Raw genomic sequence first — 24,903 nt, 5'->3', positions numbered from 1 at the left:
TTGTAAAAAGGAAATTCACGTGAATCCTATTGTAAAGTCATTCCAGTACGGTCAACACACCGTCACACTGGAAACCGGTGTGATGGCCCGTCAAGCCACTGCGGCCGTCATGGTCAGCATGGACGATACCTGTGTCTTCGTGACCGTCGTTGGCAAGAAAGAGGCCGATCACGGCCGTGATTTCTTCCCGCTGACCGTCAACTACCAGGAGCGTACCTATGCTGCTGGTCGCATCCCGGGTGGTTTCTTCCGTCGCGAAGGCCGTCCGAGCGAAGGCGAGACCCTGATCTCCCGTCTGATCGACCGTCCCATTCGTCCGCTGTTCCCGGAAGGCTTCCTCAATGAGGTTCAGGTGGTTGCCACCGTCATGTCCGTGAACCCGGCCGTCTCTCCCGACATCGTTGCCATGATCGGTGCCTCCGCGGCACTGGCCATCTCCGGCATCCCGTTCGGCGGCCCGATCGGTGCAGCCCGCGTGGGTTACATGAACGGCCAGTACGTGCTGAACCCGACCACCACCGAACTGCCCCAGAGCGATCTGGACCTGGTGGTTGCCGGTACCGCCAACGCCGTGCTGATGGTGGAATCCGAAGCGGCCATCCTCTCCGAAGAGGTGATGCTGGGTGCCGTGGTCTACGGTCACGAGCAGATGCAGGCCGTTATCAACGCCATCAACGAATTTGCTGCCGACGTCGGCACCAAGCCGTGGAACTGGACTGCGCCTGCTGTCAACGAAGCGCTGAAAGCCAAGGTTGCCGAGCTGGCCACCAGCGATCTGGGTGAAGCCTACCGCATCACCGAGAAGGCCGTGCGTTACGAAACCATCGGTGCCATCAAGGCTCGCGTGGTTGAGCAAGTCATCGCTTCCGGCGTGGAAGAAGATGCCAAGAAGATCGGCGAAGAGTTCCACAGCCTGGAAAGCCGCATCGTCCGTGGTCGCGTCGTTCGTGGCGAGCCGCGTATCGATGGTCGCGATCCTGAGATGATCCGCGCCCTGTCCGTCGCCACCGGCGTACTGCCGCGTGCCCACGGCTCTGCCCTGTTCACCCGTGGTGAAACCCAGGCCATGGTCGTTGCGACCCTGGGCACCGAGCGTGACGCCCAGAACATCGACGAGCTGACCGGCAACCGCGCCGATCGCTTCATGCTGCACTACAACTTCCCGCCATACTGCGTCGGCGAGACCGGCATGATGGGCAGCCCGAAGCGCCGCGAAATCGGTCACGGTCGTCTGGCCAAGCGCGGCGTTGCCGCCGTGATGCCGAGCGCCGACGAGTTCCCGTACGTGGTGCGCGTGGTGTCTGAAATCACCGAATCCAACGGCTCCTCCTCCATGGCCTCCGTCTGTGGTTCCTCCCTGGCGCTGATGGACGCCGGTGTGCCGATCAAGGCCTCCGTTGCCGGTATCGCCATGGGTCTGGTGAAGGAAGAAGAAGGTTTCGTCGTGCTGTCCGACATCCTGGGTGACGAAGATCACCTGGGCGACATGGACTTCAAGGTTGCCGGTACCACCGAAGGTGTGACCGCCCTGCAGATGGACATCAAGATCGAAGGCATCACCAAAGAGATCATGGAGATTGCCCTGAAGCAAGCTCGTGGTGCTCGCCTGCACATCCTGAAAGTGATGGACGAAGCCATCCAGGCGCCGCGTGCCGAGATCTCCGATTTCGCCCCGCGCATCCACACCATCAAGATCAACCCGGAGAAGATCAAGGACGTCATCGGCAAGGGTGGTTCCGTGATCCGCGCCCTGACCGAAGAGACCGGCACCAACATCGAGCTGGATGATGACGGCACCGTCCGCATCGCCGCCGTTGACGGTGACGCTGCCAAGGAAGCGATCCGCCGCATCGAGGCCATTACCGCCGAGATCGAAGTGAACCGCATCTACGAAGGCAAGGTCGTTCGTCTGGCCGACTTCGGCGCCTTCGTCAACATCCTGCCGGGCAAAGACGGTCTGGTACACATCTCCCAGATCACCGATGCACGCGTGCAGAACGTGGCCGACTACCTGAAGATCGGTGACGTGGTGAAGGTGAAGGTACTGGAAGTGGACCGTCAGGGCCGCGTACGTCTCTCCATCAAGGAAGCGAACGCCCCGACCGAAGCCGCTGCTCCGGCTGCCGATGCCGCTCCGGTTGCTGCCGAAGCGCCTGCTGCTGAATAAGCCGCCGCTCGTTGAAAAAGCCGACCTCAGGGTCGGCTTTTTTATGTCTGCGCCATGCCCCTGGAATGGGATGGCTTGTTCCTTTTGGCGCCAATTGTTATAAGGGACGACTCTCCTCCGGTTGTCATAAGGACGTGCAACATGTCGTGGGCCTCTCTCAGGCTGTTTACTCCCCTGGTCTGGATCGTCATCCTGGGCACCTTCATGGTGCGCACCACCTTCTTCATGGTCTGGCCCTTTCTCTCCATTCTGCTCTACCGTGACTACGGCCTGTCGGCAACCTTGATCGGCGCCATCCTGGGGGCCACGGCGGCCCTCTCCACCCTGGTGAGCTTCTACGGGGGCTGGCTGTCGGACAAGTGGGGAAGGCGCAATATCCTGCTGTTTGGCTGCGTCATCTCCGCCGCAAGCGTGGCGCTGCTCGGCCTCTCCCATCAGGTGACCTGGCTGGCCATCGGGGTAATAGGCAGCGGTCTCTCCTACGGGCTCATCGACTCGCCGGGCAAGGCGCTGATGGCCGACAACCTGGCCGAGCCCAAGGCCCGCGAGCTGGCGCTGCATCTGCGTTACTTCCTGCTGAACCTGGGGGCGGCCATCGGCCCTCTGCTCGGGGTCACCTATGGCCTGAGCGCACGGCAGGAAACCTTCCTGCTGCTCAGTGCCAGCTACCTGCTGCTCGCGATCGTCTTCGCCATCGGCTTCCGACTGGCCCGCTGCCAGGCAAGCCAGGCAGCCGGGCCCGGCATGCGCGCCGTGTTGCGGGTGCTCTCGCAGGACAGGGGCTTCCTGCTGCTGACGATGGCAAACCTCTTGCTGATGCTGGTCTATGCCCAGTTCGAGTCGCCGCTCATCCAGTATCTGACCCGCTCGGGGACGCCGGAAGTGGAACGACTCATCGGTTGGCTGGTCACGACCAATGCGTTGACCATAGTGATCCTGCAGTTCCCCCTGTTGCATCTGACTGCAGCCTGGCCGACCCGGCGAAGGCTGCAACTCGGGGTGGCCTTCTTTTTCAGCGCCCAGCTGCAGTTTGCGCTCGGGGATACCACCATCTGGTGGCACTGGATAGTGGCGGTGGTCCTCTTGAGCGTCGGGGAGTGCATCCTCTTTCCCCTGCTCAACGTGCTGGTCGATCAGATGGCGCCGAGCCACCTGAAGGGCAGCTACTTCGGCGCGGCTTCCATTTCCGGGCTCGGGATCGCCATGGGGGCCCTGTTGGGAGGCTGGATCCTGGCCCATGGGGGTGGCGCCATCCTCTACGCTCTGATGGCGCTGCTCTGCCTGATGATCCTGATGCTCTATGGCCTGAGCACCCGGATCCCGCGCCCCACGCTGGCCAGTTCCAGAGCCGGATCCTGATGGTTAGAAGGTCAGCACCTTGTCAGCGGCCAGGGTCCACTGGGCCAGCAGGGGCAGGGTACCTATCTCGATGCCCTCGATGAGGGGCAGGGGGGTGATGCCGCGGGCATCGGTGCAGCTCTTGCACAGCCGGATCCGGGTGCCCTGGGCCAGCAGGATCTCCAGCATCTGGCGCAGGTTGTAGCCTTCGGCGGGGGCCTGCCCCGGGAGGGCGGTGCAGACGGCATCCGACATCAGGAAGAGGTTGAGCTCTATCTTCCCCTGTTCGTGGAGGGCTATCCCGAGGCGCAGAGCGTTGAACAGGGACTCGCTGCCATAGGGGGCGCCGTTGGCGACAATGAGGATCTGTGGGGTCATGGAAGGGCTCCTGGCTGAAAAGGGCATTGTAGCGTCACCGACGTGGCGCAGGCTTTGATGCAATGCAAGACCCTGTCGTAACCCCGGCCCCCGCGCCTTGACCTGCAAGGGGGAGTCAGGTCTCATGGGCGGCCATCCAGTATGACAGAACAAAGAGGTCGTTATGTGGAAGATTGCCGGGATCGGCTTGCTGCTGTTGGCCGGACAGGCCTATGGCAGTGAGAGCGTCGGCTGCAAGGCGAAGCACCAGGCGGTGACGGAGCAGCTCGCGTTTGCCAGGGCGCATGACAACGCAGAGCGGGTGGCCGGCCTGGAGCAGGCCCTGCGCAACATTGAAGCGCACTGTACCGACGCGGGGCTCCTCGAGGAGCAGCAACAGCGGGTCGCCAAACTGCAGGAGGAGGTGGAGGCGCGCCTCGCGGATCTGCAGAGTGCGCGGGTGGCGGGCAAGCCGGACAAGATAGCCAGGAAGCAGGCGAAACTCGAAGCCTCCCAGACCGCACTACTGGAGGCCCAGCGCGAACTCGAGGCGTTGCAGAAGCTGGTCAAATCCTGAAGCGCGTATCGACGCGCATAAAAAAGCCGGGGCAATCCCGGCTTTTTTATTTACTGCCTGTCTAGTTACTGCCTGTGCATCCGCACGAACTTTTCCATCAGCTGATCTTCCGTCTCCACGTGGGCGGGATCCCAGATGATGCAGTCGATGGGGCAGACGCTGATGCAGGTCGGTTTCTCGTAGTGACCGACGCATTCGGTGCAGCGATCCGGATCTATCTCGTAGATCTTGTCCCCCAGACTGATGGCCTGGTTCGGACACTCCGGATCGCACATGTCACAGTTGATGCACTTGTCGGTGATGAGCAGGGACATCTCAGGCGGCCGAGTGAGGCTGACGGGTATCCTGACGCTCGCCGAGGTTGCGCAGCAGGATGCCGTAGTTCACGTCGATCTCCTTGGGCACCGGCACATAGACCACGTGGCCGTTGCCCGGCGCGGTGTCGATGAGCTCGCCCTTGCGGTTCTGCATCTGCTCCAGATTGAAGCTGAGGTTGCCTTGCGGGGTCATCAGCTCCAGGCTGTTGCCCAGCAGGAACTTGTTCTTCACCTCGACCTCGACCATGTCACCGTTGCGACCGGTGATCTCGCCGACGAACTGCTGGGTGTCGGAGACCGAGTAGCCGTAGTCGTAGTTCTGGTATTCGCTGTGGTTGTGACGGCGCAGGAAGCCCTCGGTGTAGCCGCGATGGGCCAGGTTCTCGAGGGTGCCCATCAGGGTCGGATCGAACGGACGACCGGCCACCGCATCGTCGATGGCCTTGCGATAGACCTGGGCGGTGCGCGCGCAGTAGTAGAAGGACTTGGTACGCCCTTCGATCTTCAGGGAATGCACGCCCATCTTGGTCAGGCGCTCCACGTGCTCGACGGCGCGCAGATCCTTGGAGTTCATGATGTAGGTGCCGTGCTCGTCCTCGAACGCGGTCATGAACTCGCCAGGGCGGTTGGACTCTTCCAGCAGCACCAGGGCATCGGTCGGCTTGCCGGCGCCCAGGGTCGGGTCGACCTTCTGCACGGCGATGGGCTCCTGACGGTGGACGATCTGGCCCACCTCGTCCTCTTTACCCTCGTGCACCTTGTACTCCCAGCGGCAGGAGTTGGTGCAGGTGCCCTGGTTGGGGTCACGCTTGTTGATGTAGCCGGAGAGCAGGCAGCGGCCAGAATAAGCCATGCACAGCGCCCCATGGACGAACACTTCCAGCTCCATCTCCGGCACCTGCATGCGGATCTCCTCGATCTCGTCCAGGGAGAGCTCGCGGGAGAGGATGGCGCGGGTCAGGCCCATCTGATGCCAGAACTTCACCGTGGCCCAGTTGACCGCGTTGGCCTGCACCGAGAGGTGGATGGGCATGTCGGGGAAGGCTTCGCGCATCATCATGATGAGACCGGGGTCGGACATGATGAGGGCATCCGGCTTCATCTCCACCACGGGACGCATGTCACGGATGAAGGTCTTGAGCTTGGAGTTGTGGGGCTGGATGTTGGCCACCACGTAGAACTGCTTGCCCAGCGCATGGGCCTCGTTGATGCCGAGTTGCAGGTTCTCGTGATCGAATTCGTTGTTGCGTACCCGCAGACTGTAACGGGGTTGGCCCGCATAGACGGCGTCGGCGCCATAGGCATAGGCGTAACGCATGTTCTTGAGGGTCCCGGCGGGGGAGAGCAATTCTGGTCTGAACATGTTGGACTCTTCTATCTGATTGCAAATCAGGACGGCGCCACCTGATGGCGTCGTAAGGGTTCATCGGACTGGGTGCGACCGTACTCGCCGCAGGGCCACCCGATGGGGTGCACCCAGAGCAGGAGATGGCTCGATACTCTGGAGATACGGGGTGCGAGATTGTACTCGCGACCGCAGCATCATGCAATTTGGGGTGGGGCTATCAGGCCGCCGACATGTTCATTTTACGCTCAGACTGTGGATGCTAGGGTGCCATCTACCCGGGATGCCCGAGAGTTGGCGATGGAATGGATCTTTTCCGCGAAAAAGTCCATCTCCAAGTTGAAATTTTGCCCTACTCGGGAAAGAATGCGCGCTCGGTGATTGGGCTCGGGTGACACGTCACAGGAGCGACCGAGGATGAGCAGGCCAAAGGCCCACAGGTACAGGAAACCATACAGGAATTTTATGAATCCCCTTCGCATTGCCGCTTCGGCCCTTATTTGCACTCTGACCCTGGTCAGCCAGCAGGCTGCCGCCGTTGAATACGTGCTGCCCGCCGCCAACAGCCGCCTGATCGGCGAGAACCAGGAGTACGTGGTGCCTGCGGACAACCGTCCGCTGGAACAGATCGCCTCTGACTTCCAGCTGGGCCTGACCAACATCATGGAGGCCAACCCGGGCGTTGACCCCTATCTGCCCACCCCGGGCAGCAAGCTGATCATCCCCCATCAGCTGATCCTGCCGAATGCGCCCCGCGAAGGGATCGTCATCAACGTGGCGGAGATGCGTCTCTACTACTACCCCAAGGGCAAGAACGTGGTGCAGGTGCTGCCCATCGGCATCGGCCAGCTGGGGGTGAACACCCCGGAGAACTGGATCACCAAGGTGGAGCGCAAGCGTGCCAACCCGACCTGGACCCCGACCGAGAACATCCGTCGCCGTTATGCCGCCCAGGGCAAGACCCTGCCTGCGGTCTGGCCGGCCGGCCCGGACAACCCCATGGGTCTGCATGCCCTCTATATCGGCAACCTCTACGCCATCCACGGCACCAACGCCACCTTCGGCATTGGTCTGCGGGTGAGCAGCGGCTGCGTGCGTCTGCGCGCCGACGACATCAAGTACCTGTTTGACAACGTGCCTGTCGGTACCCGCGTCCAGTTCGTCAACCAGCCGATCAAGACCACGGTAGAGCCGGATGGCAGCCGCTACATGGAGGTGCACGAGCCGCTGTCGCGCACCGAGGAGGAGTTCAACTCCACCGCCGCCGTGCCCCTGCCCATGACCCAGGCCACGACCCGCTTCATCGCTCACGCCGACTCTGACTCCAACGTGGTCAAGCAGGTGCTGGAACAGCGTACCGGCATGCCGACCCGCCTCAATCCGCAGACGTGATGGCCCGGAAGGGTTAATGAACAACGGCGACCCTCTGGTCGCCGTTGTCGTTTCTGCGTGTTTCCTAGGAGGCTGGCGGGGCATAGAGGGCCAGCCAGTTCCCTTCGGTATCTTCGATGATGACCCGTGAGCCATGGCCGCTGCCGATGCTGTGCAGAGGCTCCAGCACGCGCCCGCCGAGGTGGGGGACCAGCTGCTCCGCCTCTTGCAGCCGATCGCCCAGGGCGAGGTAGATGAGGGGGCCGGCACCGCCGGGCTGGTGGTACTTGTCCATGGGGCCGAGGCAGGCCGCCGCGTTGTTGCCATCGTGGCGCAACATGGCGAAGCGCATCTCTTCCTCCTGGATGGGGGTGACCTGCACATCGAGCAGGGCTGAGTAGAAGTCCATGGCACGATCCAGATCCCGTGTCGGAATGTCGGCCCAGACCAGGGTGTTGTCCATCTTCGTGTTCTCCAGAGGTTTCCGGCCAACATGCGGCCGGTGGCTCTTTGAGGTTAGAAGTGGCCATCGGGAGGCGCCATGGAGGATAAAAAACGGCGCCTGATGGCGCCGTTTTGAGAGTGCAGGGGCGAGCCCGGAATCGCCTTACTTGCCCGCGATGCTGAGGCCACCGAAGCGGATGAGCGGGGCATAGAAGTCCTTGCCATCGTCGTGATGCAGCAGGTCGCCGACCGCTTCCAGCTCGCCGAGCAGGCGGTAGAAGTTGCCCGCCACCGTGATGCCGCGCACCGGTGCCACGCGCTCGCCATCCCGGCACAGGAAGCCGGAGGCGCCGAACGAGAAGTCGCCGCTCACCGCGTCGGCGCCGGAGTGCAGGCCGTCGAGCTTGACCAGCTCCAGGTACTCGCCACCCTGTACCTCACACTCGCTGTGGGGGCCGAGTCCGAACACCAGGTGGCGCGGGCTCACGTCAAGGGCACTGCGGGCACTGCGGGCCGCCGCACCATTGCCGGCCACACCAAAGTGGCGGGCGGTGGCGCTGTTGTGCAGCAGGGTCTTGAGCTCCCCCTCACCGATGAGCAGCAGATCCGACGTCGGGGCTCCTTCACCGTCGAAGGCCTTGATCTTCATCCCCCCCGGCATATGGACCCGGCTCTCCAGGGTGAGCCAGCGGGACGCCACGCGCTGGCCGAGCTTGTCGCGCCAGGGGTTGATCCCCTGCTGGGCCCACTTGCCCGACAGCACCGACTGGAAGCAGCCGAACAGGCTGGCCAGACAGTTGGTGCTGAAGATGACGCTGTAGCGACCGCTCGGCACCGCCTCACCCATCAGCAGGCCGTCGGTCACGGCATGGATCTGGCGGATGAGGGGCTGGCTTGCCAGCTCATCGAAGCGACGGCCATATTGCCCCTGATAGTGCATGGACTGGCGGCCGTCCCGCTCGATGAGGGCCGAGCTGTGGCAACCGACGCTGAATTCCTGATGCTCGCAGAAGGTGCCCTGGCTGTTGGCGAGCCAGAGGCGGCTCTCCCCTTCGAAGAAGCCGTTGTAGGGTGCGCCGGTCACGTCCGGCAGGGCCAGCATGTCCGATTCGAGGCGAAGGGCAAGGGCAATCTTCTCCTCCACTGGCGTGGTGTCGGGCTGGTTGATCTCGGCGCAGTCGGTGGTGAGCCGGCTCTGCTGCACGGCGATGGTCTGATCCGGGTCCACCTTGGCGAAGCGGCTGGCATCGAGCGCATCCTGCACCATGGCGTCCAGCGCCGATGCATCCAGAGACTCCGAGTAGGCGATGCCGACCCGGCCTTCCTTTATCAGGCGAATGCCGATCTGCTGGCTGCTGGTGACCTTGTATTCGCTGAGCTCCCCCTTGTCGGCCTTGAGGGAGAAGGCCTTGTCCTGATTGGCGATGACGTCCGCCTCGGCACCCAGATCGGCGACCTTGTCCAGCAGACGGGTGAGCAGTTGGTTCATGTCGAGCTGGCTCATCAGGCGTTTCCTCCCACCAGAATGCTGTCAACCTTGAGCGGTGGCTGGCCGACCGAGGCGGGAATGGAGCCGGAGACCGAGCCGCACATGCCGGCGGAGAGGGCCAGATCGCGCCCCACCATGGAGATCTCCTTGAGCACCTGCGGACCGGTGCCGATCAGGGTGGCCGACTTGAGGGGCCGGGTGATCTTGCCCCCCTCGATAAGGTAGGCCTCCTGCACGTTGAAGTTGAACTCGCCGGTGCCGGGCTGCACCGAGCCGCCCCCCATCCGCTTGGCATAGATGCCGTGCTCCACGGTTGCCAGCATGTCGTCCAGGCTGTGGTGGCCCGGCTCGATGTAGGTGTTGCGCATGCGCGAGGCCGGGGCGAACTTGTAGGATTCGCGCCGCCCGGAGCCGGTGCGGGCGTAGCCGGTGCGAAGGGCCCCCATTCTGTCCACCAGGAAGCCGGTCAGCACGCCGTCCTTGATGAGCTGGGTGTGCTGGGTCGCCATCCCCTCGTCATCGACGTTGATGGAGCCCCAGGCGTTGCCCTGCAGGCCTTCGTCCACCGCGCTGACCGCGGGGTTGGCGATGAGCTGGCCCATCTTGTCGTGGAACACGGAGGCCTTCTTGGCTACCGAGGTGGTCTCCAGCAGGTGGCCGCACGCCTCGTGGAAGATGACGCCGCCAAAGCCGCTCTCCATGATGACCGGCAGCTTGCCGCTCGGGCAGGGGGCCGCCCCCAGCTTCACCAGTGCCTGGCGGGTGGCGATGAGGGCCAGCTCGCGGGGATCGATGCGCTCGGCGTGTTCCCAGCCCATCATGGCGCCGGGGGCTTCATAGCCCACGCTCTGCTCGCCTCCGTCCACGGCGATGGTCTGGGCCATGATGCGGTTGTAGTGGCGGCGATCACTCACCTGCACCCCTTCGCTGTTGAAGATCTCCACTTCCTGCTCCCAGCCCAGCACGTTGCCGGAGAACTGGCTCACCTTGTCGCTCTCGGCGCGGGCCGCGGCGTCCATGGCGTGCAGGTAGGCGATTTTCTGCTCCAGCAGCTTGTCGGCTGACAGGGGCAGGGCGATCGGGTTGCGATCGGTCAACCGGGTGAAATCGAAGGCGGTGGCGGTCACCACGGGGTCACGCCTGTCCTTGGCCGCCAGCAGGGTAACGATGCGCAAGAGCTCGTTGCGATCGGCCAGGTTGGTGTAGCCGTAGAGCACCTTGTGGCCGTAGCACAGGCGCACGCCGATGCCGAAATCGAGGCCACCGCTGATGTTTTCCATCTGGCTGGAGAGCAGGCTGAGCTGGCTGCGGCGCTTGCGCTCCACAAACAGCTCGGCGAAGTCGGCACCCAGCGCCAGCGCGTGATCGAGCACGTCGCGGGCGATGGCGGGGGCCAACAGGGAGAGTGAAGTCATAGAATTTCCTTTTCTGGTCTGTCCGTTTGCTTCCGACACCCGGCTTTAGGTTGTTATAGGGTGTCGAACCCATTGTTGCAGACCAGCAGCAAAAAGTCGCTATAGCGTCAGGCGATGATACCAAACGAGAAAATCGGTGCGGTTTATGCGCCCGTCAGCCGGATTTGGGGCGCGGACAGGGGGAGTTCTGCCGGGTATCGAGTCGCGCAGACCGAGGTCGGCGCAAGGCATCATGCCCTCAGGGCGTGGGACATGAGGAACGAGCGGCGAGGATCATCGCCGGGCCGTCTCTCGTGAGGCGGCCCGGCAGGGGGTCACAGCAGCTCGTGGATTTCCCCCAGGATCTGGTCGACCCACTGTTCGATGCGGGATTCGGTCTGGTCGTACTGGTTGGCGTCGTCCAGAGCCAGACCGACGAAGTGATGGCCATCGTCGATGAGCGCCTTGGAGGCGTCGAACTCGTACCCCTCGTTGGGCCAGTAGCCCACCAGCTTGACCCCCTTGGGCACCAGCTGGTCGTGCAAGAGGCCGAGGGCATCCTGATACCACTCCCCATAACCCAGCTGATCGCCGAGGCCAAACAGGGCGATGATGCGTCCCTCCAGCTGCAGGTCGGCAATGTCTTCCCAGCGGGACTCCCAATCTTCCTGGAGCTCGCCGAAGTCCCAGGTGGAGATGCCCAGGATCAGGATGTCGTACTCCTGCATGCGGGCGAGGGGCACATCCTTGATGTTGTGGAGATCGACCAGCTCGGGGCCAATGAGGGCGCGGATCTTCTCGGCCGCCATCTCGGTGTAGCAGGTGGTGGAGCCGTAAAACAAACCTATCTTCATCGCTCTTCTCTTGATCGCAGTCGGCAAGGGGCGTGACCGGCACAGCGGCGCCCGGGGGGAGGGCGCCAGTCTAGCAGATTGCGTCGGGCTCTTCACCGCCTGAGGGATGTGCAGCCTTGCCTTGCGGCCCGGGTGGGTCGGCACGTTACAATGGCGACCTGTTTCCCCGAGCGCGGCGCACCATGAGCAAAGCTGAATCCCATCCCCTGATCGAGCCATTCCTCGACGCCCTCTGGCTGGAGCGGGGGCTCTCCGACAACACGGTCAGCTCCTATCGCACCGATCTGGAAAAGTTCGCCCTCTGGCTCGATGAGCAGGGCGGCTCCCTGTTGCTGGCCGGGCTGGACGACATCCAGCACTACCTCGCCTGGCGGGTGGACCACCAGTTTGCGGCCAGCAGCACGGCCCGCTTCCTGTCGGCCCTGCGCCGCTTCTACCAGTACCTCAATCGGGAGAAGCTGCGCAGCGACGATCCCACCGTGTTGCTGGAGGGGCCCAAGCTCCCCAAGAAGCTCCCCGCCGACTTGAGCGAGGCCGAGGTGGAGGCCCTGCTGCAGGCCCCGCTGGTGGACGATCCGCTGGAGCTGCGCGACAAGGCGATGCTCGAACTGCTCTATGCCACCGGGCTGCGGGTCTCCGAGCTGGTGGGGCTCACTGCCGAGCATGTCAGCCTGCGCCAGGGGCTGGTGCGGGTGGTGGGCAAGGGCAACAAGGAGCGGCTGGTCCCCATGGGGGAGGAGGCGGTGCACTGGCTGGAGCGTTACTACCGGGAGGGGCGCACCCTGCTGCTGGGGGGCACCAGCTCGGACGTGGTGTTTCCTTCCAAGCGGGCCCAGATGATGACGCGCCAGACCTTCTGGCATCGAATCAAACTCTATGCCCAGCGCGCCGGGATCAGGGGGGAGCTCTCCCCCCACACCCTGCGCCACGCCTTCGCCACCCACCTGCTCAACCACGGCGCGGACTTGCGGGTGGTACAGATGCTGCTGGGCCATGCGGATCTCTCCACCACCCAGATCTACACCCACGTGGCCAACGAGCGGCTCAAGGCACTGCACGGCCAGCACCACCCCAGAGCCTGAGCCTTAGTCTTAAGACGGCAATACCAAAAAAACGCCCCGGCATTGCCGGGGCGTCAAAGCAAGACAACAAAATGCTTAAGGAGTGGTATCGATAACGACGGAGGCCTCGGCACTGGCCTTGCTCCCTTCCTCGTCGGCAAACTCAACCACAACCGCATCACCGCTGGTGATACTGCTGGTGAACTGGTTGAACTGGCTCGGTGTGAAGTTCGGGGCAAACTCGACACTGAAGGCACAACTGTAATCTGCATCCGGATCCAGCGACAGAGTGTAGGTTGGAGGCTCATCTAGATCAGCCGGTTCCACGCAGGCGAGCAGGTTGAAGCTGCCGAAAGAACCTCCCTCATTGGCGATGGCAAAGTTGCCAGGGAGGTTAGCCGCGTTTCTGACTGTCATGCCCAGTATCCTGAGGGATTTCAGGTAGATTTTTTCGAGGCTCTTGTTCTTCACATTGAGGAACACGGTTGCCTTGAGGGCGAAACCACCTTCAATGCTGGGCGGGACATCATCGAAGTTGACGGTTGCCTGATCTTCGTTGGATGTCACCTCAGTATTTTGGGGGGTCGTTGCCTTGACCTGGGCGGTATTCACCAGGCGACCTTCATTCACCTCTGTCTCCGGATCTGGGTCAAGGGCATTGCCAGTGACATCCGCCACCAGGGTACAGACATACGGGGTGCCATAGGCGATCGTTGTGGTGAAGATACACTCATCCGCTCGTTGGGTGCTCGACTTGGTAGCACGGGGACTGGCAAACAGCACATCGTCGATAAAGTCGCTGAGAGTCAGATCCTCCTCGGTAACGGAATTGTTATTGGTAATGGTAAAGCGATACACCACCATGCCACCGGGTTCGTTCACATTGGCTTCTTCGCCAAAGTCTGCGTCCATCACCGTATTGGGGTCTGAGCCGTTTACGGCGGCGACTTCCTTGGACAGCACGATAGAGGGGGTTCCCAGAGTGACGGACTCACTCGCAACGTCACTTGCCGGTCTATCCTCATTGTCCTTGCCACCGACTTCCACCGTATTGGTATAGGTCTGCCCTTGTCCGAGACTGACATTGGCTACGTATCGGCAGGTGAAGGATCCTCCATCCTTGGCGAGCGTCATGCCGTCAGCCAGACTACAGGCCGGTGAGCCCGTGTTATCTTTCAGCAAATCGGCGATGGCGGTATCTGTCAGAGAGGTCAGCAAGACGGCATCGACAGTACTGTTATTGGTAATGGTCACCACATAGGTGACATTCCCTGATGCCTCAATGAACCAGACATCACCAATCTTGTGCAGGCCCGGGCCAGATTCGGCCTCTTTGGTTATCTCGAGGACAGGATTCACGTTGGCCATCTTGACGGTGACCACATTCGTGCAGTTGCCTGCATTATTGTTTGGATCGTCATCGGTGGGATCACATTGATCATTGCCTACTGCCGTGGTGCCATCGACCCTTGTGGCGGTCGCCCGGATGAAGTCCTGATAGAGCTCGGGGCTACCATCGTCCGGCAGATCTTCGTCCTCTATCTTCATCACCAGCTGGCAGGAGAGAGTAGGAGATGCAGTGGTAAGGGTCTGGGGCAGCGCGAGATCATCGCTGTCGCAGGTATTGTCGGTATCACTGCCAAGCAGGGTCAGGTTGCCAATGGTCTGATCGGTGTTGCTGTTCAGATCGAAATTGGCAAGCACAGTGTTATCCGTGCTGGAACGCACAATGTCACGCAGCGACTGGATGATGACATCTGCCGGCACTGCATCCTTGGTAATGGTCAGCCTGTACTTGAAGATGCCTTCCGGTTCGTTCGCCTGATCGGCGCTTAATAGCTCCTTGCTCAGAGTGGGTGGATTGGGATTGACGACGACATTGATATTGAACTTGCCGCAATTGCATTTGGATTTGTTGTTGGGTACCTGGCCTACCACGGGATTGTCATCGACATCGCAGTTGTTACGGCTGATGTTGTCCCAGGCTGCACAGTAGTTGAAATCGGCACGACCATCGCGATCCGCATCTGCGCACAGCATGGTGATGGGTTCGTCATGCAACACATACTGGTCATTGGTCAGCAGGCTCTTCTTGATGTCACCACACTGGTCGCCATCGAGATTGGCAGCCTGTTCTTCACCAGGTTTGGGTATCAACAGGCTACAGTTCTGGGCATTTGCCCCCTGGATGACCTGGGGGCTCAAATCATTGAGCGGCAGATAGAAGGTGGTATCCCAGCGCTCAGCTGCATTTGTCCTGATGGTGACATCGGCATAGAAGGTGAATGTGTCTCCCAGATCACACGCCTCATTGGGGTTGTTGGGGATTACCTGGGTGATCTCGACATCGTTGGCCGTACAGTTGAGAGACTCGCCCAGCGTATTGGACATCCCCTTGCCACCGGCCTTTATATAGGCGTCGGCCATACAGTACTGTTTATTCAGATCGACTCCTGCCGCCTGTACCGGCCCATCCGAGTTTTGCCATATATCTGCGATGGCTGGCTGACATAGCAGCAGTGCAGCGGCACAGGCCGTCCGCAGTGGGCTAAACAGGCGGTTGCGCTTGTTTGGTTTCATGACGCTTTCCTCTTCCTATCCTGTGGTTTCTTGCTCCATTTCGCTCGGCTGCGACTGCGTTAACCGAACTGTGCCCCGGGCCCGGGGCTGATCCGGCAGAGGCGTCTCCCTGTCTCGATGACAGGGGAACAGGCTTTGCCCTCAGGACGGGTATCAAGAGGCAGCCTGCTGTGTTCGCAAGGCGCGTACCAGGCATGCAACTAATTGAGAAATAATGTATTTTCTTTACTTTCCAGCGGGCGAGGCCAGGGAAGGGGTGAGAGGTGTAACGGTTATGGGGGGGGATAAACGCGATACGCATTTATGGCATTGATACATAACAATTTTTAATTGTTCAGCGCGTTACGAGGATGAAACAGGGGCTCGCCGGGACGGGGCTGCCAGCCGTCATGTTCCCGGGTGTGTCTGAAGGAGGACGAGCGGCAAAAGAGGAAGTGGCTGCGGCATTCATGGCTGCAAGCGGGTCAGAATCCGGCTGGCACCATGTTGGCGGCTGACGGCCTGGGGGCAGGTCTGTGTATCAATGTTGAGACAGTGGGGGGCTAACCCGTCAAGGGCACAAGCGCGGGACCCCGTGCCGGCAAGGGGGGAAGTGCATTCGCCCATCCTGTAAAAGCAGGCATGGAGGGACGGGAGATGAGAGGAGAAGGCGCCCAAGGTGCAGGAGAGAAAACCATGAAGGGGGCTCTGGGCTCCCCTTCATGGCAAGGCTGCACACAGGATGGACGCGGTGCCGCGAGCGGGCTTACTGATCCTGGCGGGACTTGAGCAGATCGCGGATCTCGGTCAGCAGTTCCTGATCCTTGGTGGGGCCGGCGGGTGCAGCGGCTTCCTCTTCCTGTTTCTTCTTGAGGGTGTTGATGGCCTTGAGACCCATGAAGATGGCGAAAGAGATGATGAGGAAGTCGATACAGGTCTGGATGAACTTGCCATAGGCGATGACCACGGCGGGAGCATCCCCTTCGGCCGCCTTCAGGGTGATGGCCAGATCGCTGAAATCCACCCCGCCCAGGATCAGGCCGATGGGAGGCATGATGACATCTCCCACGAAGGAGGAGACGATCTTGCCGAAGGCGGCACCGATGATGATACCGACCGCCATGTCGATCACGTTGCCTCTGGATGCAAAGGCCTTGAACTCTTGAATCAGACTCATTTTTCCCCCTGGAAATGGACGGCGTGTGGCGTGACCACCGCTGGGTTTGAACAATAAAACATCTGTAAAACAGAGGGATGACTATGATGCCTCCCGTCGTCATGTTTAGCTTGCGGGGCCCAAGCCCGATTGGCAACCAATTGAAGGGGAAATTTTTGCCTCTACCGCTATTAATGCTTCGCTCACTGCAGGGCGGCCTCTGTGGCCGGTGGCGCTTGTGAGGGGCAGGATGGGGGGCAGGCACCCAGCTTCGTCGATGTCATAAAAAAGGGCCATGGTCTGCACCATGGCCCTGTGGTTCACTCGCGACAGGTGCCTGTCATGCCTAAGGAGTCGGGCAATCCGGGCAGCTTGGGCAGAGCGGGCAGGTAGCGGTTGCCGTGTCTGAAACCGGATCCAGACCGAGGACGGCTGGCGGCTTCCCTGTGGCGGTGACGACATCGCTGAAGGATATCTCGCCGGGGTTTATCGATCCGGCTGCGCTCGGGAAGTAGGATCCAGAATAGGATTCACAGGTGTTCGCCGGGAGAGACGAGATCTGCTTGACCGTCGTCGACGAATTCGAGCCATCCTGCACCTCATCCGTGACCACGACGTCATGCAGGCCCACATTCGTGGTGTTGCAGACTTCACCGCTGAAGTCGACTCTCACCACCAATTGGTTCGAGTCCGTGATGACCTTGGTCTCACAGGATTTGGTGACATCTATCCCGGGGGTCTTGACGACGGTGGGGCAGTCTGCCGTCGTGGAATCCGTGATCGTCTGTTGCCCGCCATCGCTGGAGGCGGCCTTGACACTGACACCGTTGGTGGGAGCGTTACCGACGGAATCAAAGCTACCGCTGTAGTTCTCCGAACCGCCTTTCGGTATGGAATCAAATGTCGCGACGACGAAGTCATCGTTGGTGTCGGCCGGGGTACCGTTGTCGTCGGTGACGACGACGTCGAAGATGGCGCCAAAGCCGTCGTTGCTGACAGTACCGTTGAAGTTGTAGGTAAAGCCGGTTTCGGCGCCATTGAGGTCACCGTCTGTACATGTCTTGGTGATCGAGACTTTGCACAGCTCGAAGTTATCCAGCACGAAGTCTTTCAAGGCTGCCGTGAAAGAGCTGGAAGAGCGGGTCTCGGCCATGAAGCTGCTGAAACAGCCGTCACTGCTGCCGACGATCTGGCTGAGATTGATCCCCCCCTCGAAGAAGCTCTCGAAGGGGAAGGTGCCCTGAGTTCCGCTCTTGGGGGTGTAATCGCTCCACAGACCGCTGACGCCATTTGCCAGAGAGTTCGGGGGGACGGGCACGTTACCCGTGTTGGTCAGGGCGCAGGCGAGAGTTGTGCCGCCCTGGCTGGCACAGACGACATCATTGGCTCCCGAGCCTTGCAGCTTCAGCCTCAGGTTGGTAGCGGCGCATTGGCCCGGTTGCGGGTCGTTGTTGGTCGCCTTGCTGCAGGTCGGATCCCAGGTCACCACGGCCAGGTAAGGGACGGCATTGCTCGCCTGCGGGAAGTTGATGAGTACCAGGGTGTCCCCCACGGTGTGCATGCCGCTGAATTTGCCGTTGGGCAGGGCGGTGACCTTCTGCTTGAAGAACCAGAAGCCCATAAAGGCATCCCCAACATTGGAGAGCCTGTCGGCACCGAAGTAGAGCAACAGGTCGCTGTTTTCGTTATAGGCGGCGGCATAGGCGTGGGTCAGATCATCCTTGTCGGGCACCGAGCCATCCTTCCAGCTCCATTTATCGATATCCAGTATGTCTTTGTCGCCTCCCCCGAAGATGGTCTTGGGGGCGGTATCCTGGATGATACCGGTGAACTTGGTGGCTGCCCCGCTGTCGGGAGGGGTAGCCCAGTCATCGCTGTTGAGGGCGGGGTTGTCATCTTGCGGGTTGGCATCCAGCTCGAATGGTGACTCCGCCGTGGCAGCCAGTGCCGGCCCGCAAAGCGCCAGCAGCAAGCCCAGAGCGAGGAGACCATGCTGCCAACAGCGTGGCCAGAGTTGCGTTGCTCGGGTATCCATGTTGCATTCCTTCTGCTTGTTTGTTTTCCATGTCGTCCGGTTATGCGTGAACGGCCGGAGGCGCTGTGGGAATGCAGGCTTTATTCCATCAACTTAACCAATTGAAAATAAATAAAAATAATAGCGTTATTGCCCCTTTGGCTAGGCGGTTGTTAACCCTGTGAGGGGGTGTCTCACAGAGGGGCGGGTCTACGTGCAGGCAGGACAAGGAGGGAGGAGCTTTTGGCGCTGTCTCCAGGGTGGAACAGAGAACAGATAAAGTGTATCGGACACGGTCGGAGATATGAACGAATATAGAGTTCAATATATTGTTTTTAAAGGGTTTGTCATGTTTTAAATCTTCCTTTGAGAACCGTTTCCTCCCCTGTTCCATTAGTGGCACAAGTCGACCTCCTATCCAATACTTTGCACAGTGTTTGGCCGCCATGTGGTGGAGGGGGCTGTCGATGGAAATGCGTACGCTGCTGTGTGTCAACACGGACGAAGTGTGGTCGCCCCCATCACAGGTTGCCGCACTGGGCTGGAGTGTCTGCCTGGCGTCGTCGCCCCAGGAGGCTTTCAGTCATTATGTCAAGAAGGCTCCCAAAGTGGGGGTGGTGCTGTTGAGCGAAGGCGCGGCCGAGGCCGTGGAAGCGCTCTTTCGCCAGACCTGCGGCACCATGGTCTGGGTTGCACTTGCCCCTCCTCACCTGCTCGCGCTCCCCAGGATGCAGGAGCAGCTTCTGAATTATTGCTTTGACTATCATAGCCTGCCGGTCGAGGACGATCGTCTGCTGGCCATACTGGGGCATGCCTTCGGCATTGCCTGTTTGCGGGGCCGTGTGCCACGCCCCTGCGGGCAGGACAAGGAGGAGGGGGGGCTCATCGGGGAGAGTCCCGTCATGCGACAGCTCATGGGCCGGGTGGAGCGCCTCGCCAAGGCGGATTCGTCGGTCGTGCTGCAAGGGGAGAGCGGCACGGGCAAGGAGCTGGTGGCACGCCTGATCCATCGGCATTCGTCGCGAGCAACTGGCCCCTTCATCGCGATCAATTGCGGCGCCATTCCCGCCACCCTGATCCAGTCAGAGTTGTTTGGTCATGAAAAGGGGGCCTTTACCGATGCCTGGCGGCGCCATATCGGCTGTGTGGAGCGGGCGCACAAGGGGGTGCTCTTCCTCGACGAGATAGGGGAGCTGCCGGTGCAGATGCAAGTCAACCTGCTGAGGTTTTTGCAGGAGCGCACCATCATGAGGGTGGGGGGCACCGAGCCCATCGAGGTGGATATCCGTGTGATCGCGGCGACCAACCGGGTGCTGGACAAGGAGGTGGCGCAGGGGAACTTCCGGTCGGATCTCTTTTACCGCCTCTGCGTGCTGGATCTGGAGCTGCCACCGCTGCGAGAGCGGGGGGAGGACGTCATGCTGCTGGCCCAGTATTTCCTGGGCAAGATGAGGGAGAGCCTGAACCCCAAGGTACACGGCTTCACGGCTGGCGCCATTCACCAGATGATGAGCTACCACTGGCCCGGCAATGTGCGGGAGCTCAAGAACCGGCTTGAGCGGGCGCTGGTCCTGTGTGAGGGATGCCGCATCGATCATCAGGACCTGGGGCTAGCGCTGCCAAAGGCGGAGGGGGGGATCCGCCCCCTGAACCTGGTGAGGGCGGAGGCGGAGTGTGAGGCGGTGCGTCGGGCGCTGGTCCTGTGCGGTAACAACGTGACCGAAGCCGCCCGCCACCTCGGGATCTCCAGGCTGACCCTCTACCGGGTGCTGGAACGCTCCGCTTCCCCTGAAGATCGCCTCGCCTAGACCGTCCTGCAAACTGAACCATCGCCGATCCGCTCAAGGCGTGTATCATACGGCCTGCCCTGGCTCATCGCCTTAATCGCCCCAGAAGACAGGATAGAATCGATGTCCCTGCAAATCCGTCGCCGTCCACGGGTGGATGATTCCCATCTGCCCGCCACTCTGCACCCGCTGCTTCGACAGATCTTCGCCAGCCGTGGGGTCGAAGACCCTGCCCTGCTGGAGCGCAGCGCCAATCAGCTGCTGCCACCCCAGCGTCTGTTTGGCATGGCGCAGGCGGTGCCCCTGCTGGCCGACGCCCTAGCGGCGCAAAAGCGCATTCTCATTGTCGGCGACTTCGACTGCGACGGCGCCACCAGCTCGGCCCTGTGCGTGCTGGCACTGCGCGCCATGGGGGGCCGCCACATCGATTTTCTGGTGCCCAACCGCTTCGAGTTCGGTTACGGCCTCACCCCGGAGATCGTCGAACTGGCGGTGGCCCGCGGCGCCGAGTTTCTCATCACGGTGGATAACGGCATCTCCAGCATCGCCGGGGTGGCGGCGGCCAAGGCGGCCGGTATGCAGGTACTGGTTACTGATCACCATTTGCCAGGTCAGGAGCTGCCTGACGCCGATGCGATAGTGAACCCCAACCAGCATGGCTGCGACTTCCCCTCCAAATCGCTGGCCGGGGTGGGGGTCGCCTTCTACCTGATGGCGGCGCTCAACACCCATCTGCGCCAGAGCGGCTGGTATGAGCGCCAGGGGCTGCGCGCCCCCAACGTGGCGGATTACCTGGACCTGGTAGCCCTCGGCACCGTCGCCGACGTGGTGGCGCTCGATGGCAACAACCGCATCCTGGTGCACCAGGGTCTGCAGCGGATCCGAGCAGGGCGCTGCCGTCCCGGCATCCAGGCGCTGGTGGACGTGTCGGGCCGCGACGGTCGCCGCCTGTGCGCCGCCGATCTGGGCTTTGCGCTGGGGCCACGTCTCAATGCGGTGGGGCGCCTCGACGACATGTCCCTCGGAGTCGCCTGCCTGCTCTGCGACGACCTCAACCTGGCGCGCCAGCTCGCTTCCGAGATGGATAGCCTCAACCAGGAGCGCAAGGAGATAGAGCAGGGGATGCAGCAGGAGGCGCTGGCCACCCTGGAGCAGATCCGTTTTCGTGACGGCGAGGTGCCCTCCGGCATAGTGCTGCACCGGGACGAGTGGCACCAGGGGGTGGTGGGGCTGGTGGCCTCCAAGATCAAGGAGAAGTACTACCGTCCCGTCATTGCGTTTGCCGAGAGCAGCGACACCGAGCTCAAAGGTTCCGGGCGTTCCATTCCGGGGGTGCACCTGCGCGATGCGCTGGAACTGCTCGATACCCGTCACCCCGGCCTGATGGGCAAGTTTGGCGGCCACGCCATGGCGGCGGGGCTGACCCTGCCCAAGGCCAATATCGAGGCTTTCGGCCGGGCGTTCGAGGCGGTCATCGGCGAGCTGGTGACCCCTGAGCTCTTGACCGGGGTGCTGCTCACCGACGGCGAACTGCTGCCGGACGAGCTCACCCTCGAGCTGGCGGAGCTGATCCGCGCCTCCGGTCCCTGGGGTCAGGCCTTCCCCGAGCCATTGTTCGACGGCGAGTTCGTGCTGGTGCAGCAGCGGCTGGTGGGGGAGAAGCACCTCAAGATGATGCTGACCACGGATTCCGGCCACGCGGTGGATGCTATCGCCTTCGGGGTCGATCTCAAGCGCTGGCCCGACGCCTCGGTCAAACGGGTGCGGCTGGTCTACCGGCTCGATGTCAACGAGTGGCGCGGCAACCGCAGCGTGCAGCTGCTGGTGGAACATCTGGAGGCCGCCGGCCTCTGACTCGGCGAACATCGACAATGGCCACCCCGGGGTGGCCGTTTTCGTTGGTGGGCCACGCTATCCGGGCCGGAAGGGGCGCACCGGAGCTGTTATCACCCCAGGTGCTTCGCCATGTTGTAGCCGGTGATGGTGAAACCCAGCGCCTGATAGAGCGCCAGGGCCCGCGGGTTGTCGTGGGCGACCCTCAGCTTGATCTGGTGGATGCCGAGGGGGACGAGCTGCGCCTCCAGGGCGACCATGGCCGCCTTGCCGAAGCCCTGGCCACGATGGGGTGGCGTCACATAGAAGTCGTAGATGAAGGTGGTGCCGGCGGCGCTGTCGATGGCATGCCAGAGATAGCCCAGGGGCTCACCCGGTGTGTTCGAGGCGCCGCTACCGTCCTCAGGCACCAGGGCGAGTAGATGGTGACCCGGGGTGGCGACGCCCTGTGGCAGGAGCTGTTGCAACGAGGCGTCGGCCTGACGGCGGGCGTCAGGCAGCGCCATCCCGTGATTGCTGGCAAGATCCCGGGCGTAATCCTCGATGAAGTAGTCGCGATAGGCGGGAAAGTCTGCGTCATGCAGGGGGATCAGGCTAACGGTGAGAGTCGGCATCCGGCACATCACTCCAGAGAAGGGGGGAGTGGCCACGTTACGCCAGGACGGCGCCAAGCACAAAGGGACAACCGGTGTCTGCGAGGGGGATGGAAATAAAAAAGAGCGCCCATGGGCGCTCTTTTTTCTGCTGGCAGGAATAGAGGCTTATTTGACCTCTTCCCCCTTGGCCTGCAGATCCGCGTGGTAGGAGGAACGCACGAAGGGGCCGCATGCGGCGTGGCTGAAGCCGAGTTCCATGGCCACGTCTTTCAGCTCGTCGAACTCTGCGGGCGGCACGTAGCGTTTCACCGGCAGGTGGTGGCGGCTCGGCTGCAGGTACTGACCCAGGGTCAGCATGTTGACGCCGTGTTCGCGCAGGTCCTTGAGGACCTCCACGATCTCCTCGTTGGTCTCGCCAAGGCCCATCATCAGACCGGACTTGGTCGGTACGTGGGGGTGCATCTCCTTGATGCGGCGCAAGAGCTCCAGGGACCACTTGTAGTCGGCGCCCGGGCGGGCGACCCGGTACATGCGCGGGGCGGTTTCCAGGTTGTGGTTGAAGACGTCCGGCGGGGTCTCGCGGAACACCTCCAGCGCCTGCTCCATGCGGCCGCGGAAGTCCGGGGTCAGGATCTCGATGCGGGTCTGCGGGCTGTGCTCGCGGATTTCGCGGATGCAGTCGGCGAAGTGCTGAGCACCGCCGTCGCGCAGATCGTCGCGGTCCACCGAGGTGATCACCACGTACTTGAGGTTCATCTCCTTGATGGTGAGCGCCAGCTTCTTAGGCTCTTCCGGATCCAGCGGCAGCGGACGGCCGTGGGCCACGTCGCAGAAGGGGCAGCGACGAGTACAGATGGCGCCCATGATCATGAAGGTGGCGGTACCGTGGTTGAAGCACTCCGCCAGGTTGGGGCAGGAGGCTTCCTCACACACAGAGTGCAGCTTGTTCTTGCGCAGGGTGCTCTTGATGTGCTCGATCTTCTGGCTTGACGGCGGCAGCTTGATCCGCATCCAGTCCGGCTTGCGCAGCACTTCCTCGTTGGGATCCGGCATGAATTTCACCGGGATCAGGGCCATCTTGTCGCCATCGCGCAGCTTGACGCCCGGCTCCATACGAACGGGTTTGCTCATGATTCACTCTCGGTGTTTGTTATTGTGTGATAACCAATCAGGCTGGCCAGTTCGGCCACCAGGATGGATTGCGCCTCGGCCACGCTTTGCGGGCCGCCCAGGGCGCTGGTCTGGGTCATGGCCATGCCCGCATAGCCGCACGGATTGATGCGCAGGAAGGGGGTCATGTCCATGTCGATATTGAGTGCCAGCCCGTGGAACGAGCAGCCCTTGCGGATGCGCAGGCCAAGGGAGGCCAGCTTGGCCTCCATGCCGAGCTCGTTCTTCACGTAGACCCCGGGGGCATCGGCCTTGGCATAGGCCGCAATGTCGCTCTTGGCCAGGGTGTTGATGATGGCGGTTTCCAGGCAGGTTACCAGCTCGCGCACCGACAGCTTGCTGCGGCGCACGTCCACCAATACGTAGAGCACCAGCTGGCCGGGACCGTGATAGGTCACCTGGCCGCCGCGATCGCTCTGCACCACAGGAATGTCGCCGGGGGCGAGCAGGTGTTCGGCCTTGCCGGCCTGCCCCTGGGTGTAGACGGGGTCGTGCTCCACCACCCAGAACTCGTCCGGGGTGTCGCTGGTACGGCTGTCCGTGAAGGCCTTCATGGCGTCCCATACCGGCTGGTAGGGGCGACGGCCCAGTTGTCTGACGATCAGCTGACTGGGAGGCGAGTGTGGCTCGGCGGGCGTTTCGGGTGACATCTTTCCTCACTGACAGGCGCAGGGCCGGTACGATAGTCGGTGCAACCGGGTGGCAGATAATCAGTCGCCCCGGTGACGGGGCGAGAGAGGTGACTTACAGGACGTAGCGAACCAGCTCGATCTTGCCGAGGGCGGTGTACATGGCCTCGATATGTTCCTTGCTCTGGGCGGTGACCGTCACTCGTACCGAGTGATAGTTACCCTTGGAGCTCGGCTGAACGGTCGGGCTGTAGGTGCCGGGGGCGTGTTGCTGCAGCACTTCCACCACCATGTCGGGCAGGGCGGGATCGGCCACGCCGAGCACCTTGAACGGGAACTTGCAGGGGAACTCCAGCAGTTCATCAAACTTGGTATTCATCTACTTCACCTTTCTGCGTCGCCGGGAAGCGACTTCATCTTTCATCTTGCAGGGCCGACGGAGGCC

The 24,903-nt window shown here is 61.9% G+C and carries 21 protein-coding genes; 7 read left to right on the top strand and 14 right to left on the bottom strand.

Annotation, left to right across the window (positions count from 1 at the left end):
• Positions 1-19: 19 nt before the first annotated feature.
• Positions 20-2,167, top strand: coding sequence for a polyribonucleotide nucleotidyltransferase (gene pnp / locus BN1136_RS13100; RefSeq protein ID WP_043762220.1), 2,148 nt, complete (start codon positions 20-22; stop codon positions 2,165-2,167).
• A 141-nt stretch (positions 2,168-2,308) separates the two neighbouring features.
• On the top strand, positions 2,309-3,526 hold the full coding sequence (locus BN1136_RS13095) for an MDR family MFS transporter (protein WP_043762218.1): 1,218 nt from the start codon (positions 2,309-2,311) through the stop codon (positions 3,524-3,526).
• A 3-nt stretch (positions 3,527-3,529) separates the two neighbouring features.
• Here BN1136_RS13095 and BN1136_RS13090 read toward each other — a convergent pair whose 3' ends face one another.
• The gene (locus tag BN1136_RS13090) at positions 3,530-3,883 is read right to left on the bottom strand and encodes a DsrE/DsrF/TusD sulfur relay family protein (RefSeq protein ID WP_043762217.1); all 354 of its coding nucleotides are present in this window, start codon (positions 3,881-3,883) and stop codon (positions 3,530-3,532) included.
• Between the two features lie 163 nt (positions 3,884-4,046).
• Between BN1136_RS13090 and BN1136_RS13085 the strand changes: the two genes are divergently transcribed.
• On the top strand, positions 4,047-4,439 hold the full coding sequence (locus tag BN1136_RS13085) for a DUF1090 domain-containing protein (RefSeq protein WP_043762216.1): 393 nt from the start codon (positions 4,047-4,049) through the stop codon (positions 4,437-4,439).
• 65 nt (positions 4,440-4,504) lie between these two features.
• On the opposite strand, the gene BN1136_RS13080 is transcribed toward BN1136_RS13085, so the two are convergent.
• Together BN1136_RS13080 and trhP are read right to left on the bottom strand one after the other, a co-directional pair.
• Positions 4,505-4,753, bottom strand: a complete 249-nt coding sequence (locus tag BN1136_RS13080) for a YfhL family 4Fe-4S dicluster ferredoxin (RefSeq protein ID WP_043762214.1) — start codon at positions 4,751-4,753, stop codon at positions 4,505-4,507.
• A gap of 1 nt (position 4,754) precedes the next feature.
• Complete coding sequence (gene trhP, locus BN1136_RS13075) at positions 4,755-6,119, bottom strand: prephenate-dependent tRNA uridine(34) hydroxylase TrhP (protein WP_043762212.1); 1,365 nt, start codon at positions 6,117-6,119, stop codon at positions 4,755-4,757.
• Positions 6,120-6,566: 447 nt separating this feature from the next.
• On the opposite strand from trhP, the gene BN1136_RS13070 reads away from it, so the two are divergent.
• Entirely contained in the window at positions 6,567-7,493 is a 927-nt protein-coding gene (locus BN1136_RS13070; RefSeq protein ID WP_043762211.1) for a L,D-transpeptidase family protein, read from the top strand.
• 64 nt (positions 7,494-7,557) lie between these two features.
• Here BN1136_RS13070 and BN1136_RS13065 read toward each other — a convergent pair whose 3' ends face one another.
• The 4 genes from BN1136_RS13065 to fldB form a co-directional block, all read right to left on the bottom strand.
• The gene (locus BN1136_RS13065) at positions 7,558-7,935 is read right to left on the bottom strand and encodes a VOC family protein (protein ID WP_043762210.1); all 378 of its coding nucleotides are present in this window, start codon (positions 7,933-7,935) and stop codon (positions 7,558-7,560) included.
• A 144-nt stretch (positions 7,936-8,079) separates the two neighbouring features.
• On the bottom strand, positions 8,080-9,420 hold the full coding sequence (locus BN1136_RS13060; RefSeq protein ID WP_043762209.1) for a TldD/PmbA family protein: 1,341 nt from the start codon (positions 9,418-9,420) through the stop codon (positions 8,080-8,082).
• Complete coding sequence (locus BN1136_RS13055) at positions 9,420-10,820, bottom strand: TldD/PmbA family protein (protein ID WP_043762208.1); 1,401 nt, start codon at positions 10,818-10,820, stop codon at positions 9,420-9,422. The genes BN1136_RS13060 and BN1136_RS13055 overlap by 1 nt, the downstream gene beginning before the upstream one ends.
• Before the next feature lie 314 nt (positions 10,821-11,134).
• Entirely contained in the window at positions 11,135-11,653 is a 519-nt protein-coding gene (fldB, locus tag BN1136_RS13050; protein WP_043762207.1) for a flavodoxin FldB, read from the bottom strand.
• A 182-nt stretch (positions 11,654-11,835) separates the two neighbouring features.
• On the opposite strand from fldB, the gene xerD reads away from it, so the two are divergent.
• The gene (xerD, locus tag BN1136_RS13045; RefSeq protein WP_043762206.1) at positions 11,836-12,735 is read left to right on the top strand and encodes a site-specific tyrosine recombinase XerD; all 900 of its coding nucleotides are present in this window, start codon (positions 11,836-11,838) and stop codon (positions 12,733-12,735) included.
• Between the two features lie 75 nt (positions 12,736-12,810).
• Here the strand turns inward: xerD and BN1136_RS13040 are convergent, their stop codons facing one another.
• From BN1136_RS13040 to BN1136_RS13030, 3 genes are all read right to left on the bottom strand, one after another.
• Positions 12,811-15,294 (bottom strand): hypothetical protein, encoded by a 2,484-nt coding sequence (locus BN1136_RS13040; protein ID WP_152552638.1) that lies wholly within the window; start codon positions 15,292-15,294, stop codon positions 12,811-12,813.
• Positions 15,295-16,039: 745 nt separating this feature from the next.
• Positions 16,040-16,450 carry a large-conductance mechanosensitive channel protein MscL gene (mscL, locus tag BN1136_RS13035; protein WP_043762205.1) on the bottom strand — a complete coding sequence of 137 codons (411 nt, stop codon included), beginning with the start codon at positions 16,448-16,450 and terminating at the stop codon, positions 16,040-16,042.
• A 325-nt stretch (positions 16,451-16,775) separates the two neighbouring features.
• Positions 16,776-18,464, bottom strand: coding sequence for a hypothetical protein (locus tag BN1136_RS13030; protein ID WP_043762204.1), 1,689 nt, complete (start codon positions 18,462-18,464; stop codon positions 16,776-16,778).
• Positions 18,465-18,910: 446 nt separating this feature from the next.
• On the opposite strand from BN1136_RS13030, the gene BN1136_RS13025 reads away from it, so the two are divergent.
• Together BN1136_RS13025 and recJ are read left to right on the top strand one after the other, a co-directional pair.
• Positions 18,911-20,251: a sigma-54 dependent transcriptional regulator gene (locus BN1136_RS13025; RefSeq protein ID WP_231557878.1), complete on the top strand. Its 1,341-nt coding sequence runs from the start codon at positions 18,911-18,913 to the stop codon at positions 20,249-20,251.
• A 102-nt stretch (positions 20,252-20,353) separates the two neighbouring features.
• The gene (gene recJ / locus BN1136_RS13020; RefSeq protein WP_043762202.1) at positions 20,354-22,084 is read left to right on the top strand and encodes a single-stranded-DNA-specific exonuclease RecJ; all 1,731 of its coding nucleotides are present in this window, start codon (positions 20,354-20,356) and stop codon (positions 22,082-22,084) included.
• A gap of 92 nt (positions 22,085-22,176) precedes the next feature.
• Here the strand turns inward: recJ and BN1136_RS13015 are convergent, their stop codons facing one another.
• From BN1136_RS13015 to ybeD, 4 genes are all read right to left on the bottom strand, one after another.
• On the bottom strand, positions 22,177-22,677 hold the full coding sequence (locus tag BN1136_RS13015; RefSeq protein ID WP_043762200.1) for a GNAT family N-acetyltransferase: 501 nt from the start codon (positions 22,675-22,677) through the stop codon (positions 22,177-22,179).
• Between the two features lie 147 nt (positions 22,678-22,824).
• Complete coding sequence (lipA, locus tag BN1136_RS13010) at positions 22,825-23,790, bottom strand: lipoyl synthase (RefSeq protein ID WP_043762198.1); 966 nt, start codon at positions 23,788-23,790, stop codon at positions 22,825-22,827.
• Complete coding sequence (lipB, locus tag BN1136_RS13005) at positions 23,787-24,479, bottom strand: lipoyl(octanoyl) transferase LipB (protein WP_043762197.1); 693 nt, start codon at positions 24,477-24,479, stop codon at positions 23,787-23,789. Before lipB ends, lipA begins: the two co-directional genes overlap by 4 nt.
• Positions 24,480-24,573: 94 nt before the next feature.
• Positions 24,574-24,837: a DUF493 family protein YbeD gene (ybeD, locus tag BN1136_RS13000; RefSeq protein ID WP_010673756.1), complete on the bottom strand. Its 264-nt coding sequence runs from the start codon at positions 24,835-24,837 to the stop codon at positions 24,574-24,576.
• Positions 24,838-24,903: the final 66 nt, after the last annotated feature.

This window comes from Aeromonas taiwanensis (assembly GCF_000820165.1).
In the GTDB taxonomy this organism is placed as follows: Bacteria; Pseudomonadota; Gammaproteobacteria; order Enterobacterales; family Aeromonadaceae; genus Aeromonas; species Aeromonas taiwanensis.
The sequence above is the reverse complement of the archived record's forward strand: the minus strand, read 5'-3'. Positions and strand labels throughout refer to the sequence as shown.

Bases quoted from the DNA above. Each gene is read 5' to 3' on its own strand.
- BN1136_RS13095 (WP_043762218.1), top strand. From the start codon at position 2,309: ATGTCGTGGGCCTCTCTCAGGCTGTTTACTCCCCTGGTCTGGATCGTC.
- BN1136_RS13090 (WP_043762217.1), bottom strand. From the start codon at position 3,883: ATGACCCCACAGATCCTCATTGTCGCCAACGGCGCCCCCTATGGCAGC.
- BN1136_RS13085 (WP_043762216.1), top strand. From the start codon at position 4,047: ATGTGGAAGATTGCCGGGATCGGCTTGCTGCTGTTGGCCGGACAGGCC.
- BN1136_RS13080 (WP_043762214.1), bottom strand. From the start codon at position 4,753: ATGTCCCTGCTCATCACCGACAAGTGCATCAACTGTGACATGTGCGAT.
- trhP (WP_043762212.1), bottom strand. From the start codon at position 6,119: ATGTTCAGACCAGAATTGCTCTCCCCCGCCGGGACCCTCAAGAACATG.
- BN1136_RS13070 (WP_043762211.1), top strand. From the start codon at position 6,567: ATGAATCCCCTTCGCATTGCCGCTTCGGCCCTTATTTGCACTCTGACC.
- BN1136_RS13065 (WP_043762210.1), bottom strand. From the start codon at position 7,935: ATGGACAACACCCTGGTCTGGGCCGACATTCCGACACGGGATCTGGAT.
- BN1136_RS13060 (WP_043762209.1), bottom strand. From the start codon at position 9,420: ATGAGCCAGCTCGACATGAACCAACTGCTCACCCGTCTGCTGGACAAG.
- BN1136_RS13055 (WP_043762208.1), bottom strand. From the start codon at position 10,820: ATGACTTCACTCTCCCTGTTGGCCCCCGCCATCGCCCGCGACGTGCTC.
- fldB (WP_043762207.1), bottom strand. From the start codon at position 11,653: ATGAAGATAGGTTTGTTTTACGGCTCCACCACCTGCTACACCGAGATG.
- xerD (WP_043762206.1), top strand. From the start codon at position 11,836: ATGAGCAAAGCTGAATCCCATCCCCTGATCGAGCCATTCCTCGACGCC.
- BN1136_RS13040 (WP_152552638.1), bottom strand. From the start codon at position 15,294: ATGAAACCAAACAAGCGCAACCGCCTGTTTAGCCCACTGCGGACGGCC.
- mscL (WP_043762205.1), bottom strand. From the start codon at position 16,450: ATGAGTCTGATTCAAGAGTTCAAGGCCTTTGCATCCAGAGGCAACGTG.
- BN1136_RS13030 (WP_043762204.1), bottom strand. From the start codon at position 18,464: ATGGATACCCGAGCAACGCAACTCTGGCCACGCTGTTGGCAGCATGGT.
- BN1136_RS13025 (WP_231557878.1), top strand. From the start codon at position 18,911: ATGGAAATGCGTACGCTGCTGTGTGTCAACACGGACGAAGTGTGGTCG.
- recJ (WP_043762202.1), top strand. From the start codon at position 20,354: ATGTCCCTGCAAATCCGTCGCCGTCCACGGGTGGATGATTCCCATCTG.
- BN1136_RS13015 (WP_043762200.1), bottom strand. From the start codon at position 22,677: ATGCCGACTCTCACCGTTAGCCTGATCCCCCTGCATGACGCAGACTTT.
- lipA (WP_043762198.1), bottom strand. From the start codon at position 23,790: ATGAGCAAACCCGTTCGTATGGAGCCGGGCGTCAAGCTGCGCGATGGC.
- lipB (WP_043762197.1), bottom strand. From the start codon at position 24,479: ATGTCACCCGAAACGCCCGCCGAGCCACACTCGCCTCCCAGTCAGCTG.
- ybeD (WP_010673756.1), bottom strand. From the start codon at position 24,837: ATGAATACCAAGTTTGATGAACTGCTGGAGTTCCCCTGCAAGTTCCCG.